This window comes from Methanobacterium petrolearium, from assembly GCF_017873625.1.
Classification (GTDB): domain Archaea; phylum Methanobacteriota; class Methanobacteria; order Methanobacteriales; family Methanobacteriaceae; genus Methanobacterium; species Methanobacterium petrolearium.
Map to the genome: position 1 here is coordinate 86,269 of NZ_JAGGKL010000002.1, position 19,053 is coordinate 105,321.

The following is a 19,053-nucleotide window of genomic DNA, read 5'->3' on the forward strand; positions in this document are numbered from 1 at the left end:
GGAATGTAATTAAATACTATTATGCTGTGATGGTGAGATTTAGTTTATAATAAGTATTGAACTACGTTTTTTTATATTTTTCGCTTAAATATTGTCATCTATTTCCCATTTGTGGAGATTTTAACATAATTATTAATATGTTGTTCATAGTTAATAATATAATTTTTGAATAAGATTATTGTACTGAGTAGTATTATCTTATTGGGCATATGCAAAGTTTATTATGGGTATTACTTAAAATTATATCTTATGGGTGGTGTTTTTAGTTCTATTGGGGGTGCTGACTCATTTGAACATTAAATATGACTATTCAAGGCATTTAACAATATTAATAAATGAAAGTATTTACGGGGGCTATTTAACGGCCTTAGCAGCACCTTGTTTTGTTTTAACGACATCGTTAGTTACCAGTACCCGGGTGGATTGGCCTATATTGTGTATTTCTTATTTACTTCCTTTAATAGTCTACAGTTATGATTATCATCAAGATGTAGGGAAAGAAGATAATGTAAACTCGGAAAGATTTATGTATTTAGAGAAAAATGCCCGTTACTATCCAGTCTTCCTGATATCTTATGTTATTCTGCTGATTTCATTGTTATTTATTTTTTCCAGCCACCAACTCATAATATTCATTGTCATACTTACTGGGGGAGGTTTGTTATACGCAACAGCTCTAAAAGGTTTGACTAAACGAATCCCGGTTTTCAAGAACATTTATACAGGATTAACCTGGTCATTGGGAGGAACATTTTTCATTCCCTTTTATTATTCACTGGAAATAAGTCTATCTTTCTTAATTGTATTTGTATGTATAACATTAAGGGCCATAATGGATGCCATATTTTTTGACTTAAAGGATTTAAGAAGTGATGCTGCTGAGGGGCTGAAAACGTTACCAGTACTCCTGGGAAAAAACAATACCATAAATTTTTTGCATTCTATAAACTTAATATCTTTCATACCCATAATAGCAGGGGTTTACTTCAAAGTTCTTCCATTATATGCTTTCGCTTTGCTGGCTTTTTATTTTTATACATTTTATTATTTAAAAATGTCCAAAAAAGCCATAGATTCAGGGTCATGGGGTAATCTGTGCTATATTGCAGATTTTGAATTTATAATCTGGCCCCTCTTTCTATTTGGTGTTATCACGATATTTAAAAATATTTTATGTTGATTCATTTTCATGAAATTCACCATTATGAATCATTTTTATAAAAATATCTAAGGATTAAATTTATTTTCATAATTAAGTTTATTTTTATCATTACATCCCTAATTACAATGGAAATTTTTTGATTTCAACGAATCATCATTGATTCATAAGAAAATTAAAGTTAATTTTTATCAATAAAGAATTTAAAAAGAAAGAAAATAACCTATATTGTGTAGGGGGTTATGTTCAGTGTCAGAATACCAGTTAGACCAGAAAAATATTGATGTGGAAGAATTAGCTCAAAAAGCATTGAACCATGCAGATCTGTTCCAAAAACTGTTAAATGGTGTTCGTTCTAAGGATGATGCCACTAGACAAAACTGTTTCAAGATCATGGAAATAATAGCTGAAAATGATGCAGATTTTCTATACTCGGAATGGGAATATTTCCAGGAGATGCTTTACAGTCCAAACAATTATCAAAAATTCATTGCTATCTACATTTTAGCCAGTTTAACCCGTGCGGATAAAGATAATAAATTTGAAAACATATTCAATGATTATTATGGAATACTGGCCGGGGATAAAACCATGACAGCCGCTCATGTAGCTTTAAATTCCAGTGTTATAGTACACAACAAACCTGAGCTACAATCCAAAATCATTGATATATTAATTAGTATTGATGATGTCCACCAGGGAAAACAGAAGGAACTTATCAAAGCATACGCCATTGAAGCACTCATTAAGATTTATCCTGATGCAGATGATAAAGAAAAAATTGAAGACTTTGTGAAAGTTCAGTTAAATAGTAAAAGTCCCAAGACCCGGAACATGGCACAATGTTTTTTGGATAGGTGTTAATTTATAAACCAATTTTTGGATAGTTCCTAAATTTTAAATTAATTTTTTGACAACTGCAGAACCATAAATTAATATACTAAAAAGCCCTATAATAAGATTAAGGGGTTACCATGGTTAAAAATATTCTTTCTCACAACTATCCTCAAAGGAAGAACAAATTCAAGAAGATGGTGGCTGAACTTTGGTCACAAACAACATGTAATAAGAAATCACGGCAGATTTTATTAATAAAAGGTTCTGCTAAAAATAATGAATCAGCCAGTTGGTTATCTCAGAATCCCCAACGGTGGAACAAGTTTCAGAATGATTACAAAGAAGAATTTGAAGAAAAAATAAACCTTTTACGCGAATTAAAACATAAAAAAAAGGACAATCAAGTATTTTATCTAATTGGAGCGGCAGATTTTATTAATTGATGTAAATTGAGGCCTAATTTAGGCTGATTATCTTTTATTTTTAAGAGTTAAGAGGTGTGGAGTTAAGAGGTGTGTTAATCAGGTATTTAGATAGTTAGGCTAGTTAGTAATCACCCAAATATGTAGTTATACAAATGGTAGTTATATTTTAGTTACATTTTCCAGTTCCTTATTAATGCATAAAAATACATGAATAAGTATTACTTTTTCCCCAGTCCATTCATGATCAATCTGCGTATAATATATGACCTTGATCGATCTTCTTTTTTAGCTATCCTGTCAATTTTTTCAATATACTCTGGTTCCAGACGGATGTAAACACTCTTCTTTTTTGTCATGTATATAATTACGTTTCATTACAAATATATACTTTACTGGCTGAATATTGAACTGATTTCTAGATATTGTGGATATTCCTACTGAAAGTGTGGATATTTCTACTGAAAGTTACACTTTACTTTAGGGATAGTCCTATAACAGTGAGTAATGGATAAAATAATGAATATACCAAGGGATAAACCAGATGAGTAAACTAAAAAAAATCAACGAATAAATCAGAAAATTAAAAAAGGGTTTTAACAATTCAGCTCGACATGTCAAAAATTAATTTTTCACTGTCATGGTAATGATTATCAGGTTAAGATCCAATTCCAGATTTTTATTCAATTCCAGATTTTTATTCAATTCTGGATTTTTATTCAATTCTGGATTTTTATTCAATTCTGGATTTTTACGGGCCAAGGTCTGCAAGAAATTACCTCCCCTGAACCGGTTGGTGAATAAGTTGTTCTTTGAAGGGAATGATTTGAAGGGAATGATATACAAGTACTTCCCCTTGATGATGTCATCAAATTCAAAGGTACAGGAAATGCCCTGGGGGTAGGAGTAAATGAGAAGAGTCCACTTCCAAATGAAAATACAGCACTCCTCAGTCATATCCTGAGGGTGATGATCCAAAGGTCAAAGTATCTTTTCATTATAAACTTCATATCTTTTCATTATTAGATGGGGAGTATCTTGTTCAGAAGTGCCTTAGTCTATAGTATCCATATAAATCTGATTATGATGTTTGTAATCATGAAAAATTATCAGATCATCCTTGAATTCATAAATCAACACAAAATCACCTACGTGTACCCTTCTAGCACCATGAAGATCACCACTTAATGGTTTGTAGTGCAAGGGTTTGGCTTGGATTTGTTCCATTTTTTTCAAAACATGTTTGTACTGTTCTGGGTCTTTATGTGACAGTTTTTCCATTTCCTTCTGAAACCTATGGGAAAACATGATTTCATATGCAGGGGACGCATCCCACAAATCTTCAAAGAGCAACAAACAATCTTTCAAAGTAGAACAATGGCCTTGTTTAACCTTTTCCCGAATTTCATTCAGTTGGGTATGATATTCCCTGGAAATAACTGGATATCCAGTATTAAGATAATTCTTATCAGAATAACCTTCACTGAAGTTATTTTTTTGGATATTGTTCACCCTGTAAACCTTTAAAAAGACCGCTATGAAACTTTTATTAAAAAAATCATTTTTTAACTAAATTTTTCAATCCCCTGTATGTTTGGTTTTGGCCCAGTGCCTTTCCTTACGGGTTATCATGTGTATGAATGCTGCGAAAAAGAGGGGAATAAGATAAAGACAGTAAGCCCAGTACGCCACAGCCAGAATCAATAACCTTAAAATACCCACCTTATCTCGATGGATTCCCAACATAACTCCTGGGAAAAAGGCTACAGTGGATATGAGGCCGATAAATAGTGGAGCGCCCATGGTGAATCTGTAGATCTGTCCCAGATTCAGTAAAAAAACCACGTAACCTAACATTACAAAGGCGGTAAATAGGAGGAAAACCAGGTACTGTATAGAGTCTATCTTCTTATAAAATGGTATTTTGGCATTTATTATGGGGGTCAAGTAAACAAAGAGGGTTTCCAGGTTCCCCGTAGCCCACCTGACTCTTTGCCTGAAGAAATCTTTCCATTTTGGCACAGCTTCCTGCCAAACCACTGCTTCAGGACAGTAACGTATTTTACTACCATCCAACATTAGTTTGATACTCAGGTTCAGGTCTTCAGTAACTGCAAACCCATCCCAACATTCAATGTCTTCAACAAATTTTTTGCGAGTTAACTGGCCGTTACCTCCCAGGAAACTGGATTTGCCCATAATATCCCGAGCTTTAAGAATCACATTACCAAAAATGGCAAATTCCACTTCCTGCATCCTGGTGAGAACATTCCGGTCAGCATTGTACATGCGCACCCTGGCCTGCACCCCAGCCACATCTTCCTCATCCATGTAAGGAACTATCTTACTGAGAAAATCAGGTTTAATACGAGCATCAGCATCAAAAACAGCAACAACATCTCCTTGACAGATTTTTATACCATCATTCAAGACATATCCTTTTCCTTTACTCGCTCTAGGAGGTTTTCGGGTTATTATCTGTAAAAAATCAAATTCTTTCTTTAGTCCCGTCAAAAGAGGACCAGTTCCATCAGTTGAACCATCATTGATAACAATTATTTCATAATTACGTTCATCACCATGATAATAATCCAGTTCTGCCAGGGAACGAACACAACTCTCAATCGTGAACTCCTCATTATGAGCAGGGATAAGTATGCTGACAAAAGGCATATTCCTGCATTCAACTGGGACTGACTGACTTTTAAGGCTCACTATGACTATAAAAAGGTTGTAAATTGCAGGAATGAATAGTAAATACATGAGCCAGGTCATATTTTGAGTAACCACTCCATAAATAATTAATGAAAGAATCACTGCACTTATAAAGAATACAGCCTTTTTTTCTATTTTCAATTCTTCTTCTTTAACAGTGATTTTATGATCTATTTTTACTATTTTCTCTGTCTCTGATTTATGTTGTTGTAGAGCAGTTTCCAGGGTACTGTAAAGTTCATCAATCTGGTATGGTTTAGGAAGATAACCATAGGGGAAAGTTTTTTTGACTTTTTCCACAGTAACATCATCTGTGTAAGCACTCAGATAAACTACAGGAATATCCAGGTCACGGAGCTGTTCTGCCACCTCGATACCATCCAATTCACCACCCAATACAATATCCATCAGAATCAGATCCGGACGGAATAACTCTGCCTTTCGAATGGCTTCGTAACCAGTGCCCACGGTGTCTACAACCAGATATCCCATTTCTCCCAATTCTGCAGCCAAATCCATGGCAGTGATAATCTCATCTTCCACTATAAGTATTCGAGGACGTTCCTCCCACGAAACCTCTTCAGCCGGGCTTTTTGAGGGCACACCCCTTCCCAATCCCTTATTCCGAATACTTTCAACTTTTTTGCGATATTCTTCATGTTTTTGGAGAGTAGTTCCTATTACTAACTGCAACTCTTTGTCAGAGTAAGGTTTAATGATGTAACCATAAGGAGAAGTGGATTTAGCTCTTTGCAGGGTATCTTTATCAGAATAAGCAGTTAAGAATACTACAGGAATGTCCAGTGAACTGATTTTTTGAGCGGCCTGTATCCCATCAGTATTTCCCGGGAGCACAATGTCCATAAGCACCAGGTCCGGTCTTATTTCAGCCACAGTATTGATGGCTTCTTTTCCGTTGGACACTATGGCTGGCACTAAGTAACCGGCTTCAACCAGTTTCTGTTTGAGTTCCATGGCAGTGATCTTCTCATCTTCCACGATTATTACTGATGCAGGTTCCATCCTGAACTCACCAAATATTAAGATAAAATTTAATTTAAATGAGGATCAATCTTCTTTAAGATAAATTTCTTCAGTGTTTATTATATTAAAATAAAAATAAAAATTTTTGGATGAACTAGAGTAATGTTTTTTTTTCAACTTTCTACACTTTCATCCTGAACCGAAACACAGAATCTGCACAGTGCACTGGGAGTATCCTTCTGTTTATCTTTAACTGGGCACATGTAAAGTCCATTAACATAACGCAGGGTGAAACCACCGGGAAATCTGGTTCCCACCGGATGGATGGATTCTTCACGTATAAATGTAGTGTAAGTGGAAACTACTCGAGCTATGTGATGGAAACATAACTCATCTTCATTATGGGAGTTTTTTGACTGTTCATATTGCACTTTTAGAAACTCCATGAGTTTCCCGGGATTCACATCTCCAGAATATTTTAACTGGTCATCTTTTATATCCTTAATCCTGGTGAAAAAGGCCCTGGTGAACCTGGTAATATAATCATCACGCTCCTTCGTAGGCATGAACTTGGCATCATCCCTCAGGAAATTGGAAGCTTTCATTATATCCAGAATATGTATGGATCTTGCTTCATTTTTCAAAACTTTCATGAGATCCATTTTACTAATCTTACAGTCAAAATCCAGTTCAGTAAGTTTAGTTTCCATGTAGTATTCTCCAAATTATTATTCACATATCAGGTTCTTGCTGAGCAATGCAGAAACCACAAACAGCCAATGGATTATTTTCATTGTTATCCTTTACAGGACAGTAATAAATCCCTTTATCTTTGCGAACCTTCAAACCTCCAGGGAAAGGCGTACCCACTGGATGTACTGGTTCCTCCAGAATAAAAGTTGTATAAAGTGACATGACCAAGTAAGGTTTAAAAGATCGATTTTGTTTACCAAATTCTTCTTCCATCCTTTTTTCCTGGTTTTCCAGAAGTTCTATAGATTCTCCCAGTTTTTCACCATCAACGTATCCTTGATAAGACGTTTTATCATTTTTAACATCCTTATATCCCATTAAATAGCCCTCAGTGTACATTTTTATGTATTCTTCCTGGTAATGGGGGTGCACATGTTCCATGCTCTTTTTGAGGAAACTGCAGGTTTTGATAAAGTCGTTGATGTGTAACTGGTTGGCTTCCCCCTTCAGTGCCATTAAGAGATCATTTTTCTTTATTTTCCCTGATAAATCCAAGTCTTTTATAATCATTTAATGACTCATCCTGCGTTCAAAGTTAGTTTAGTCATGGGCATGATATTTTTTCATTATATTATCCGCGGTTTTTGGACCAATACCCTCAATCCTCAGGAGTTCCTCCCGGGAAACGTATCGAAGATCACTTCCAAAGGCATCCACCAATGCCCTGGCTCTTCGACGTCCTAATCGTTTGATTCCCACTACCAGTGGTAAGAGTTCCTCCTTCACACCGTAGTAAAGACGGGCTGCCAATATTTCCATTAAATCCAGTCCAGTGTAGATTCCCAGAACCTGACAGATCTCACGGTGAAACTTCACCAGCAAAGATGCTTCATAGGCAGCCCTGCGGGTGGATGCAGCATAAACATTGAAGGCATTTTCAATTTCATATTCACTCCTTTCATCCATCCACTCCATAAGTGTGGCAGCAGTGGCCTCTTCATTACCCACATCAACCACAAATAAACCAGCACGGTTAAGCTTATCCCTAACTGGATCCCTGCTTTTCCGACCCTTAAAAGAGATGGGTATAAGATCAGGGGTGCGGCATATCTCATAGATCAAACGGGACAGGTCAAACTCACCTCCAGAACGGGCAAATTCCTTAAGACGAACCGCAGTCTGCACTGCATAGTTACTCTTGGCAATTAACATACCAAAGGCAGTTGCCCGCAGTCCGTCTGGAACAGCTTGAATCATACCATGTTCTGTTAAAAAATCCAGGGCTTCTTTTATCTGATATTCCATGGTGTCAGATGCAAAAAGGGATGAATATTCAGAGTGATTCATCTGAAACCCAGAAAAAGTGTCTTTGAAAAATTCCATCAATTCATCAGGATTTTTTGCCATACCCGCTGCTACCTGGGATATGATTTGCCGATAAACTGCATCCCTGTTTTCTAAAAGACGGGAATTAGTGGCTTCAACATCTCCATAAATATACTGATACTGTAACTGTTCAGCTTCAGGCAGTGTTTTGGCAATAAGATAGGAATAACCCTCCTTGTCATATCCCGGCCGCCCGGCCCTTCCCGACATCTGCAAATAATCAAATACTGGTATGGGTTGAGGACCTTGGCTGGTCCAACGGGTGTAATCCCTGATAACCACATTTTTGGATGGTAAGTTAACCCCATACATCAGGCTGGGTGTGGCGGTGATCATCAACAGATTCCCGGCACGGAATTCCTCTTCTATGATCTCTTTTTGCCGGTCAAACAATCCAGCATGGTGGAAAGCCATACCATTTTCAGCACATTCTGCCAGTTTCAAACATACCTCTGTAGGTAAGGACCCTCTCCGTCTGGGAACATCCAGTATCTTTTCAGCTACAGATTTGAAGGATTTTTTTTTCTCAGGAGGCAAGTTTCTTTTAATTTTACCCGCCAAATAGTTAGCCAGAGATTCTGTGAAGCGACGGGTGGAAACAAAAACCAGGGCCTGGCTGGATTCATCCATGGATTCTTTTAGTATTTGGAGAATGACATCATTTTTATTCTTGGTTCCGTACTCCTCAGCATTGAGAACATCTTTAAAAAGGGGCACTGGACGAAAATCATGCTCCACAACTCTGGCTCCCAGCCAAGTGGAAAGTTCCTCCATGTTTTGGAGAGTTGCAGATAAGGCAACGATCCTCATACCCTCATTTAACATGCGCGAACGTGTTATTGCACATTCAATGGTAGGTCCTCGGCTATACTCTCCAATCATGTGAAATTCATCCACAATAAGCAGATCTAACTCAGATAAAGTGTTCCAACTGAAACGAGTGAGTGCATCATAGGATTCAAATACCATCACTGCCAAATCCGAAGAAGAAGGATGTTTACCCACTTTAATGCCATGATCTTCAAATTTTTTGAACTCTTTAACCTTTTCATTCTGAATGGATAAAAGTGGCACAGCGTAAACCACTTTTCCACCATTAAGGATGGTTTTTAGTGCAGCCATCACTCCTAAAAGAGTTTTCCCACTGGCAGTGGGAATAGCAATAATGAAGTTCTCAGGATCATCCAAAAAACCTGCATCTAAAACAGCTTCTTGGGCAGGGTTAAGCTCTTCAATCTCAGGATAAGCTTTCCTGATTATGTTAGCAATTGAAGAGTCCATTGATTCAAGACTCATCTAATAAATGGTCTCCTTTTCTTTTTTTATAACTTCGATATCAGAAATACAGGTAGAAGGATACTGGCCATTTTCATCCTTTTCAACACTTTTAACCATGTCCCAAATGGTTAAGAGGGCAACACTAACTCCGGTGATGGCTTCCATTTCAACCCCTGTTTTTCCTGTGCTGCGCACCTTGACGGTTACTTGCACGTGTTCATGTTCAACCTCAAATTCTACTTCCACCCCACTTATTGGTATAGAATGGCAGAGGGGTATCATTTGGGGAGTTGTTTTCACAGCCTGGATAGCTGCAATCTGGGCAGTAGTAAGTACGTTGCCCTTTTTAACTCCTTTTTCCTTGATAAGTGCGATGGTTTCCTTTTGGAGTTTTATTCTGCCTTTGGCTATGGCAGTTCGCCGGACCACAGGTTTATCTCCCACTTCCACCATGCGCACTCCACTACTGGTGAGATGGGTTAACTCTTTTTTCTCCATAAATTCATCTCTCCCTATCTTTTCTAAAACTCTCTTCCTATATTTCAATACTCAAGTAATCTGTTAAATTAATGATTATGGTAAGTGCTTGGGAAGTAATATGGCTTAATGAGATAATGTTGATTGGTGAATTAACTGATTGTAATTAGATCATCTGCATAAATTAAAATGATGACGGTATAAACATGAAAATTTAAACCTAAAGTTGATTGGATTTAAGATATTTTTAGTAGGGTATTTTAAAGGAAGCATATTTCATGGCATGTTTACGAGCATTAACTGACATTAAATTCGTTAATTCTCCGTTTTCCAAAATTTTATCCATTGCCATAGCCAGTTCATGAGGTTCTGATGGTTTAACAATTAAACCCACACTATCATCCACCACTTCACTGATCCCTCCCACATTAGTAGCCACAACTGGTAAACCGGATGCCAGGGCTTCCAGTATGGTTATTGGAAATCCTTCTGAAATGCTGGGAAGAACAAACAGGTCTGCAGATGGCATGATCTTATCAATATCCCTGCGGGCTCCAACAAAGATCACATCTGAAATATTATTCTCCTCTACCTTTTTCTCCAGTTTCCTGCGCAAGGGGCCATCACCAACAATCACCAACTTTGCATCACAATTCATAAGTTTTTTTGCATCTAGAAGATACTCCACCCCCTTTTGGAAAACCAGGTTACCCACAAAAAGGATAACTGGTTTATCAGGACTCATCCTGATATCTGAAGGAAGTTCCTTGTTTTCAGGGTTGAATTTTGTTATGTTAACTGCATTGGGGGTTATATGTATATTTTCAGGGTCAACACCAAGTTCACAAGCCTTTTCTTTTAGTTTATTATTGACTACTAGCACATAATCTGCATTACATAAAACATACTTGATTAAACGTCTTAAAAGTAGGTTTTTGGATTGTATGAGAAGATCAGAACCATGGGCAGTGACTGCAGTTTTTATACCAGTAATTTTACCCACCAATACTCCTATAAGTCCGGGTGGGAGGAGAAAATGGGAATGTATGATCTCAATGTTGTAATGACGAACCATACTGTTCAACTTGAAAATTGAGGATATGAAGAAAAAAAACCCTCTTAATCCCTTAATGTTGGGTGCAAATGCAGTTTCAACCTTAATACCATCTAAATCTTTGATATCAGAGTGGGGATAGGTTAATATGTAAACTTCATCTCCTCTTTTTTTCAGTTCCTGGGAGAGAAGATATGTGTGGGATGAAACACCACCTATATGGGGGGGATATTGTCCTAATATGCACACTCGCATGATTTTCACCGTAAAATACCGTAATGCTCAGCTATTCCTTAATAATCCATTCCTGAATAAGAGTCTAAACACATATTCTTTAATTAGAGATATTTTTCATATAATTATGGTAGATGTCCCATTATATCTCACAATAATACATTTCTTCATTAAAGATATTTTCCAATAATTAATATATTTTTTAACTGAAGTTTTAAGCTTTTAGTTTAACCTGGTGGTTGTTGTTAAGGACGGTGCCGTCCATTTTTAGAATGAGTACTTCTGGATTTATGTCGAACCTTTCCTGACAGCGTTCTTTAACAGATTGGGCTATGGAATTGAAAACAGGTTCAGTAAGCTTTTCTGTCTCCAAGACACTAATCATATCTTCAGTGGTGTTTGAATTGAAAACTTTTTCCATTAACTTATTGTCCCCACCAACCAGTCCGGTGTGTGCGGTTATGATTTCCCTTCTGGCATCTGCTAGGCGATGTTCGGTTTGGAAGATTCCTCCAGCAATTTTAACCAGTTTACCAGCATGACCAAAAATAATTAAACTGGATATTCTGCTTTTTCGGGCTTCATCCAGCATATAACCTACCAGATTACCCATCTGAACAATTTGGTCATCATCAACATCTAACAATTGCCTGGCCAGGTTTTCCCCAATATTTCCAGGTACAAAGACCAGTTCATCATAACCTTCAGCCAGTGCCACATCCAGCTGACATTTTTTAGTCATTTGAAAACTCTCCGTGTTCATGGAACGTGCAATACCAGTCGTTCCCAGGATGGAAATACCCTCCAAAATACCTAATCGGGGATTCATGGTTCGTTTGGCAATTTTTTTACCTTCAGGCACTTCGATGAGCACTTCTGCACCTTTACCTGGTGGAAGTGCATCTTCCAGATTGGAACGGATCATCTCACGGGGCACCGGGTTTATAGCCACTTCTCCAATGGGTAGTTGCAATCCTGGTTTGGTTACTCTGCCCACTCCCTCACCACCTTTAATGGTAATGCCTGGTGAGTCTTTAAGGTGAACTTCTGCCTGCACTTCCATGTTTATGGTCACATCAGGGTCATGGTAGGGCATCTTAACCACTGAGGCCTTTCCAGTGGAGTTATCAATTTTACAGGATTTCTTAATTAAAACATCTATATCTCCAAGTGGTGTGGTGACGTTAACTGATGAAATTTTCCCTTTTGATGAGTTTTCTTTCTTGGAGGTATCTTTCTTGGAGGTATCTTTCTTGGAGGTATTCCTTTTTTGGAGTACTTTTCCTGAGGATGTTTCTTTTTTTGAAGATTTTTCTCCGGTTACAGCTAAAAGTGCTGCTAAGGCTGCTGCTGTGGCTGCAGTGCCTGTGGTGATTCCGTAATCATCACTTTCAACAGAAAAAGAAACGGATGGTGGGGATGTTTCAGTCCCCTGAGATTTGGAATTAAGTTTAAAATTAGTGTAGTCTTTTTGACTGGAATGGTCTTGTTCCATGGTCATTAATTACTCATAAGGTTTATTTAGGTGGTGTCTTTAGGCATTACCCTTCTCATCTTCTATGGCTTTCACCAATTCTTCTTTGGAAGGAGCACCAACAAAACGGACCACTCCATTTAACGCAATAGCCGGAACTGCCATGAGACCATATTCAATGGCTTTTTCCCTGTCAACCATGATATCGATTTTTTCAACTTCCAGGGCCCCAGGCATGTCTTTTTCAACTTCATTTACTACTTCAATAGCCATGGGACAATAAGGACATGAAGGAGATGTGAACACTTCTACTTTGACAACCATATTTTTCACCTCTATTGGACATGTTCATGTAATTTTATATATCATTGTTTAAATTCTTTTTCATGGTTTATTGTTTAAATTCTTTTTCAAAGAAATCTTATTTTTATAAATTTAGATGAAAAATTATTTTTTTATGCATTTGTTAGTAAAATTTTTATGGATTTTATCTTTAAGTAACCATATATTTCCCTTAAGATTTACAGGACCATTATTAATTGATTAATTATCAAATTTAATTTTCATCGATGTATTTATTAGTGTTTTTCTATTAATATAAAGAATGAAATAATATGTAGGAGTTAAACTCTTCTTTAGGTGATTATTTGAATGTAACTGTTCGATCTCCAGGATCTGCCACTGTCATTAATGCCATATCCACTGGTTGCGGATCCGCATTTGGCATAGGATTATATGTAACTGCCGAAGCCAGTCTAAAACCCTCAAAGATGGAATTTAAAACAGAAAAGGGTGTTGACACCACATTGATGGAGATTTGCGTTAGAAATGTTATGGAAAAATTCAATGTAGAAAGTGGAATCCAGATCCAGACCAGTTCCACACTACCAGTGGCTTCTGGACTTTCCAGTAGCAGTGCCACCTCAAATGCTGTAGTGATGGCTACCTATCATGCACTGGTTGATGAAGGTCTGGTGGCTCATGAAAGTTTAAATGATCATGACATAATCAACATGGCGATAGATGCTTCGTTGGAGGCAGGAGTTACCATAACTGGGGCTTTTGACGATGCTACTGCCTCTTTTTTCGGAGGTCTGACCATAACTCACAATCAGAAGAGGGATATTTTGCTCATGCAAAAGATGGAGGAGCAAAATATATTAATATACATGCCCAATAGAAAGTCACTTACTGCCCAATCTGATGTGGCGAGGATGAAACTCCTGGCCCCCTGGGTTAAACTCGCATTTCAGGAAGCACTTCGGGGTAACATATACCATGCTCTGACCCTTAACGGGATTTTATATAGTGCTGCGCTTAATTTCAATACAGAAATCGCCCTGGATGCCCTTGATTCTGGTGCGTTAGCAGCAGGACTTTCAGGAACAGGACCTTCATTTGTAGCTATAGTTCCAGACAGTGCTATGGATAGCGTGGAGGAAGTTTGGAGTTTGCACCCAGGCAGAGTTATATCTACTGAAGTAGATAATGTGGGAACCGAGGTGGTTGACCATGAATAGGGCAGAAGCCTTAAAACAGCTTAAAAACTCTCGGAAGAGAATAGATGAACTGGATGAGGAAATAATAGGACTCATCAAAGAAAGAACTTCTCTGGCTGGAGACATTGCCCGGGCTAAGATGGTCCTGGGTATGGATATTCATGATCCAGAAAGGGAAGAAGTTATTCACCATAAAATCCGAGAAATAGCTAACAATCAAGAAATAAATAAAGACAGTCTCACCCAGATCATTAAGATACTGACGGATTTGAGCAAAGAAGAACAAGAGAAACTATTAAGGAGGTAAATAAGCATGGGTAATATTAGAACATCATTCGTTAAAAGAACAGCCAAAGAGCTGATTGAAACTTATCCGGGTAAATTCACCACAGATTTCGAGGAAAACAAGAAATTAGTGCAAGAATTCTCCACAGTAAGTACCAAACACTTGCGAAACAAAATCGCAGGATATGTCACTCGATTGGTTAAAAACAATTACTTCTAAGGTTGGTTGCTATGGGGATTATAGTGGCCAAGTTTGGAGGAACATCCATCGGAGATGGGAAAAGGATCAAAAAAGCAGCCCGTGCAGTAGTTAAAGAATACATGCAGGGTAAGAAGGTGGTGGTGGTAGTATCAGCCATCAACAAGACCACCGATAACATCCTGGAAATTGTGAATAAATCTATTGGAGATGCCATAACTGAGAAACAAATGGCTGACATAGTCTCCATGGGCGAAATCACCAGCGTAAGAGTTTTTTCATCTGCCATAGAATCCTTGGGTGTCAAATCAGAGTATATAGATCCTCATATGGATATTTGGCCAGTTATAACCGACAGCAACTATTTAAATGCTAAAATTGACTTTGCAGAGACTGAAATCAGATCCAGAGAGATCTTAAAAATCCTGGATCAAGGTGTGATCCCGGTCCTCTGCGGTTTCCTGGGAAAGGACCTTGAAGGTAACATCACCACTCTGGGAAGGGGTGGCAGTGACATCACCGCATTTCTGATGGGGCACTGTCTCCATGCAGAAGAGGTTATTATTGTCACTGATGTTGGGGGAGTGATGTCCACTGATCCCAACAAGTTAGAGTCTGCCAGGAAACTGGAAAAGATCAGTGTGGAGGAAATGCGTGATCTGGCAACCCATGGAGCCCAGGTATTGCATCCTCATGCACTGCGTTATAAAGATCCTAAAATTAACGCCAAAATAATTGGATTCGAACATGGTGATCTATCTGCACCAGGAACAGAGATTATGGGACCATCCAAGGATAAAATGTTACGTTCAACTACACTCAGTAACGAACCCATCTCTGTACTTGCAGTGGTTGGTGAAGAACTCCTGACCAAAGTGGGAATTCTTGCTGAACTCACCCAAACTCTAAAGAATAATAATGTCAATATATATGGTATATCTACTGGTCAAAACTCAATAACCCTCTTCATTGATAAAGCAATGGCTGACAAAGCCCATGAAATACTCCATGAAGTAGTGGTTAAAAATCCGGAAATGAGTTCCCTTTCACTGGGCCGGGAGATTGCAATGATCAGTGTGAACAGCCAGGACTTCATAGACACCCCTGGAATAATCACCAAAATCACCGAACCATTGCATAAAAATAAAATTAACATAGTGGAAATCTCATCAAGTCAAACTTCAGTTGTCATATTTGTGGACTGGAATGATGGTAAAAGAGCTTATGAACTGGTAAGGAGAGTCTTGGAATGAAATTGGAAGGTACCACAGTTGCTATGGTAACCCCATTCACCCGCGAAGACACCGTGGATGAAGAGGGGATGCGGGAGAACATGAATTATCTCCTAGAACGCGGTGTAAATGGCCTACTGGCCGCCGGAACAACCGGCGAGTCTGCCACAATAACCCACCAGGAACAGAAGAAAATGATAGATATCCTGGTTGATGAGATGAAGGGAAAGGTAGCTTGTGTGGCCGGAGCAGGTAGCAACTCTTCCAGTGAAGCATTAGACCTGGTTAAATATGCTGAAAATGCTGGTGCAGACTACGCTTTGGTAATAACCCCTTACTATAACAAACCTCAACCACATGGGCTTTATGAACACTATAAAATGTTAACTGAATCCACTGAGATTCCTATCATAGTTTATAATGTCCCATCCAGAACAGGGACTGATATAGATGTGGAAACCATTGGTAAAGTGGCTCAACTGGATAACATAGTGGCCCTTAAAGAAGCAAATCCAGATATGGACAAAGTATCCCAAATCATTCACAAACTTGACCAGTTAGGTGTGGACGATTTCCTGGTTCTATCTGGTAACGACAACCTGACACTACCCATGATATCCCAGGGATGTAAAGGAGTTATCAGTGTGGTAGGTAATGTTGACCCAACACGCATGAGTGAAATGGTGAAAAAAGCCCTGGAAGGAGACTTCAAAGGAGCAAAAGATCTTCATTATGAGTTATATGATTTAATGAAGGTCCTTTTTGTTGAGTCCAATCCCGTTCCAGCTAAAACTGCACTAAACATGATGGGCAGACCATCAGGGCATGTTAGGATGCCACTGGCTCCTCTTAAAACTGAAAACCAGGAAAAACTCAAGAAGGTACTCCTGGACTTACAGCTGATTTAGAACTTAATCAAGCTAAAACGCTTTTTTTAAGTGGATTTTTCTAAATAATCAGCTATTGTTCAGAGCTAATGGATTTTAACTAATCTATTTCTTTTTATTTATTTTTTAAGGATTAAACCAAACTTAACAGGTTAACCTAAAGTTCAGGAGATGATAATTATGATAGATGTGGCAGTAACCGGGGCTGGTGGAAGAATGGGGTCCATGATCATCAACACCATCCTCCAACAGGATGACATGCAAATTGTAGCAGCCATAGAAGCCCCCAACACTCCCCTGGAAGGAAAAGATGTGGGTGAAGTCATGGGAATCGGACCCATAAACGTGCCTATAGTCGGGGCAGAAAGACTTTCTCAGGTTTTAGAAACTAAAAAACCTGACGTTCTGGTCGATTTCACCATTGCAAACGCAGCAGTCGGTACTATTAAAACAACAGCAGAGTCTGGTGTCAACCTGGTGGTGGGAACCACTGGTTTTTCTGATGAACAGATGGCAGAAAACCAGAAATCTGTGGAGGCAAATCAGGTGGGGGCAGTGATTTCCCCTAACATGGCAGTGGGAGTTAATGTCTTTTTCAAGGTGGTAGAGGAACTGGCAAGTATTTTAACAGATTATGATGTGGAAATTATAGAAGCCCATCACAAACACAAAAAAGACGCACCTTCTGGCACCGCTGTAAAAGCAGCCGAACTCATAGCAGAAGCTTTAAACCGTAAAATGGATGAAGTTGGAGTTTATGGAAGACATGGAATGGTAGGTGAACGTACAGCTGAAGAAATAGGAGTCCATGCTGTTCGTGGAGGAGACATCGTAGGAGACCATACTGTGCTATTTGCAGGAGATGGTGAACGACTTGAAATCATCCACCGTGCAAACAGTAGACAGGCCTTTGTCAATGGAGTGATTAAAGCCATTCGTTACGTGGTAAATGCTGATAAGGGTAAAATAAGTGGCATGGATGATGTCTTAGGAATATAATCTTTGAATATTTTAAAAAAATGGCACGATTGATTAATTATTGAAGAGGGATTATTGGAAATGGAATAGTATTGTTTAAGGGAATATGGAAGGTGATTATATGGTAAATGTAGGTATTTTAGGAGCAACAGGAATGGTAGGACAACGGTTCATACAACTTCTCGAAAATCATCCTAAATTCGAGATCACAGCCCTCACAGCTTCCCAGCGTTCAGCAGGGAAAAAATATCAGGATGCAGTGACCTGGCACATGGATACTCCCATCCCTGAGGCAGTTGAGGACACTGTGGTAGTGGATACTGATCCCAGCCAGGTTAAAGATGTGGAAATCGTTTTTTCCGCCCTACCTGCAAGTAATGCGGCTATAGTCGAGCCTAAATTTGCTGAAGCAGGCATGAAAGTTGCTTCCAATGCCAGTGCCATGCGTATGGAACCTGATGTTCCCCTGGTAATTCCAGAGGTGAACCCAGAACACCTGGATCTCATTGAAATCCAGCAAAAAAGGAGAGGATGGGATGGATTCATTGTCACCAACCCTAACTGTTCCACCATAGCATTAGTACTCTCCCTGAAACCCATATACGACCAGTATGACATTAATCGTTTGTACGTATCCACCATGCAAGCTGTTTCCGGAGCAGGCTACAACGGAGTACCATCCATGGCCATGTTGGATAACTTGGTACCATTTATAGGAGAAGAGGAAGAGAAAATGGAGGAAGAAACTCTTTATCTCCTGGGTGATTTTGATGGTGAAACTGTGGAACCTGCTTCATTTGGAATCAGCACTTCCTGCCATCGAGTACCTGTGGTGGATGGACATACAGAAGCGGTTTTCATGGAGATGGATGAAGACTTTGAATTAGATAGTATCAAGAAATCTCTGCAGGAATTCCAGGCAATTCCTCAGAAATTAGATCTCTTCTCAGCACCAAAAAATCCCATCATAGTCCGGGAAGAGGATAACAGACCCCAACCCCGCATGGACCGTATGAGAGGAAAAGGAATGGCAGTTACTGTGGGTAGATTACGCCAGGATCAAAGTTTCCCTAGAAGCCTTAAATATGTACTTTTAGGTCATAACACTATTAGGGGAGCTGCAGGCGCATCTATATTGAATGCAGAACTTATTGCGGAGATAATGTAGATTCCTTTTTAATTATCTCTATTTTTTCAATTTCTTTTTTTAAAATTAAAACTGATCTTCATATTTTGGTGTAAGCATTTTCATATTTTTGT

General features: G+C 38.6%; 21 protein-coding genes. 10 read left to right on the forward strand and 11 right to left on the reverse strand.

Annotated features, from left to right (window positions below; genetic code table 11):
- The first annotated feature begins 289 nt into the window (after positions 1-289).
- From J2743_RS02455 to J2743_RS02465, 3 genes are all read left to right on the forward strand, one after another.
- Positions 290-1,180: a UbiA family prenyltransferase gene (locus J2743_RS02455; protein ID WP_245247963.1), complete on the forward strand. Its 891-nt coding sequence runs from the start codon at positions 290-292 to the stop codon at positions 1,178-1,180.
- 228 nt (positions 1,181-1,408) lie between these two features.
- Entirely contained in the window at positions 1,409-2,023 is a 615-nt protein-coding gene (locus J2743_RS02460; RefSeq protein WP_209624974.1) for a hypothetical protein, read from the forward strand.
- 110 nt (positions 2,024-2,133) lie between these two features.
- A complete protein-coding gene (locus J2743_RS02465) occupies positions 2,134-2,439 on the forward strand; it encodes a hypothetical protein (protein ID WP_209624975.1) in 306 nt (101 codons plus the stop codon).
- A 200-nt stretch (positions 2,440-2,639) separates the two neighbouring features.
- On the opposite strand, the gene J2743_RS02470 is transcribed toward J2743_RS02465, so the two are convergent.
- The 11 genes from J2743_RS02470 to J2743_RS02520 form a co-directional block, all read right to left on the reverse strand.
- Positions 2,640-2,777 (reverse strand): CopG family ribbon-helix-helix protein, encoded by a 138-nt coding sequence (locus J2743_RS02470; protein ID WP_209624976.1) that lies wholly within the window; start codon positions 2,775-2,777, stop codon positions 2,640-2,642.
- 265 nt (positions 2,778-3,042) lie between these two features.
- On the reverse strand, positions 3,043-3,396 hold the full coding sequence (locus tag J2743_RS02475) for a hypothetical protein (protein WP_209624977.1): 354 nt from the start codon (positions 3,394-3,396) through the stop codon (positions 3,043-3,045).
- 75 nt (positions 3,397-3,471) lie between these two features.
- On the reverse strand, positions 3,472-3,930 hold the full coding sequence (locus J2743_RS12220; protein WP_337971981.1) for a type II toxin-antitoxin system RelE family toxin: 459 nt from the start codon (positions 3,928-3,930) through the stop codon (positions 3,472-3,474).
- Between the two features lie 66 nt (positions 3,931-3,996).
- Entirely contained in the window at positions 3,997-6,156 is a 2,160-nt protein-coding gene (locus tag J2743_RS02485) for a response regulator (RefSeq protein WP_209624978.1), read from the reverse strand.
- Between the two features lie 134 nt (positions 6,157-6,290).
- On the reverse strand, positions 6,291-6,827 hold the full coding sequence (locus J2743_RS02490; RefSeq protein ID WP_209624979.1) for a DUF2115 domain-containing protein: 537 nt from the start codon (positions 6,825-6,827) through the stop codon (positions 6,291-6,293).
- Positions 6,828-6,849: 22 nt separating this feature from the next.
- Entirely contained in the window at positions 6,850-7,380 is a 531-nt protein-coding gene (locus tag J2743_RS02495) for a DUF2115 domain-containing protein (protein WP_209624980.1), read from the reverse strand.
- Positions 7,381-7,410: 30 nt separating this feature from the next.
- Complete coding sequence (locus tag J2743_RS02500) at positions 7,411-9,492, reverse strand: DEAD/DEAH box helicase (RefSeq protein ID WP_209624981.1); 2,082 nt, start codon at positions 9,490-9,492, stop codon at positions 7,411-7,413.
- Complete coding sequence (gene moaC, locus J2743_RS02505; protein WP_209624982.1) at positions 9,493-9,972, reverse strand: cyclic pyranopterin monophosphate synthase MoaC; 480 nt, start codon at positions 9,970-9,972, stop codon at positions 9,493-9,495.
- A 226-nt stretch (positions 9,973-10,198) separates the two neighbouring features.
- Positions 10,199-11,260 (reverse strand): glycosyltransferase, encoded by a 1,062-nt coding sequence (locus J2743_RS02510; RefSeq protein ID WP_209624983.1) that lies wholly within the window; start codon positions 11,258-11,260, stop codon positions 10,199-10,201.
- Between the two features lie 193 nt (positions 11,261-11,453).
- Positions 11,454-12,734: a cobalt-precorrin-5B (C(1))-methyltransferase CbiD gene (gene cbiD / locus J2743_RS02515; RefSeq protein ID WP_209625116.1), complete on the reverse strand. Its 1,281-nt coding sequence runs from the start codon at positions 12,732-12,734 to the stop codon at positions 11,454-11,456.
- Positions 12,735-12,773: 39 nt separating this feature from the next.
- Entirely contained in the window at positions 12,774-13,037 is a 264-nt protein-coding gene (locus J2743_RS02520) for an MJ0307 family thioredoxin (RefSeq protein WP_209624984.1), read from the reverse strand.
- Positions 13,038-13,360: 323 nt separating this feature from the next.
- Between J2743_RS02520 and J2743_RS02525 the strand changes: the two genes are divergently transcribed.
- The 7 genes from J2743_RS02525 to asd all read left to right on the forward strand — a co-directional run bounded on the left by J2743_RS02525 (position 13,361) and on the right by asd (position 18,961).
- On the forward strand, positions 13,361-14,233 hold the full coding sequence (locus J2743_RS02525) for a shikimate kinase (protein WP_209624985.1): 873 nt from the start codon (positions 13,361-13,363) through the stop codon (positions 14,231-14,233).
- The gene (locus J2743_RS02530) at positions 14,226-14,519 is read left to right on the forward strand and encodes a chorismate mutase (protein ID WP_209624986.1); all 294 of its coding nucleotides are present in this window, start codon (positions 14,226-14,228) and stop codon (positions 14,517-14,519) included. The genes J2743_RS02525 and J2743_RS02530 overlap by 8 nt, the downstream gene beginning before the upstream one ends.
- A gap of 6 nt (positions 14,520-14,525) precedes the next feature.
- Entirely contained in the window at positions 14,526-14,717 is a 192-nt protein-coding gene (locus tag J2743_RS02535) for a 30S ribosomal protein S17e (RefSeq protein WP_209624987.1), read from the forward strand.
- 11 nt (positions 14,718-14,728) lie between these two features.
- Positions 14,729-15,949, forward strand: coding sequence for an aspartate kinase (locus J2743_RS02540; protein WP_209624988.1), 1,221 nt, complete (start codon positions 14,729-14,731; stop codon positions 15,947-15,949).
- Complete coding sequence (gene dapA, locus J2743_RS02545; RefSeq protein WP_209624989.1) at positions 15,946-16,836, forward strand: 4-hydroxy-tetrahydrodipicolinate synthase; 891 nt, start codon at positions 15,946-15,948, stop codon at positions 16,834-16,836. The genes J2743_RS02540 and dapA overlap by 4 nt, the downstream gene beginning before the upstream one ends.
- 159 nt (positions 16,837-16,995) lie before the next feature.
- A complete protein-coding gene (gene dapB / locus J2743_RS02550; RefSeq protein ID WP_209624990.1) occupies positions 16,996-17,814 on the forward strand; it encodes a 4-hydroxy-tetrahydrodipicolinate reductase in 819 nt (272 codons plus the stop codon).
- Between the two features lie 100 nt (positions 17,815-17,914).
- A complete protein-coding gene (gene asd / locus J2743_RS02555) occupies positions 17,915-18,961 on the forward strand; it encodes an aspartate-semialdehyde dehydrogenase (RefSeq protein WP_209624991.1) in 1,047 nt (348 codons plus the stop codon).
- Positions 18,962-19,053: the final 92 nt, after the last annotated feature.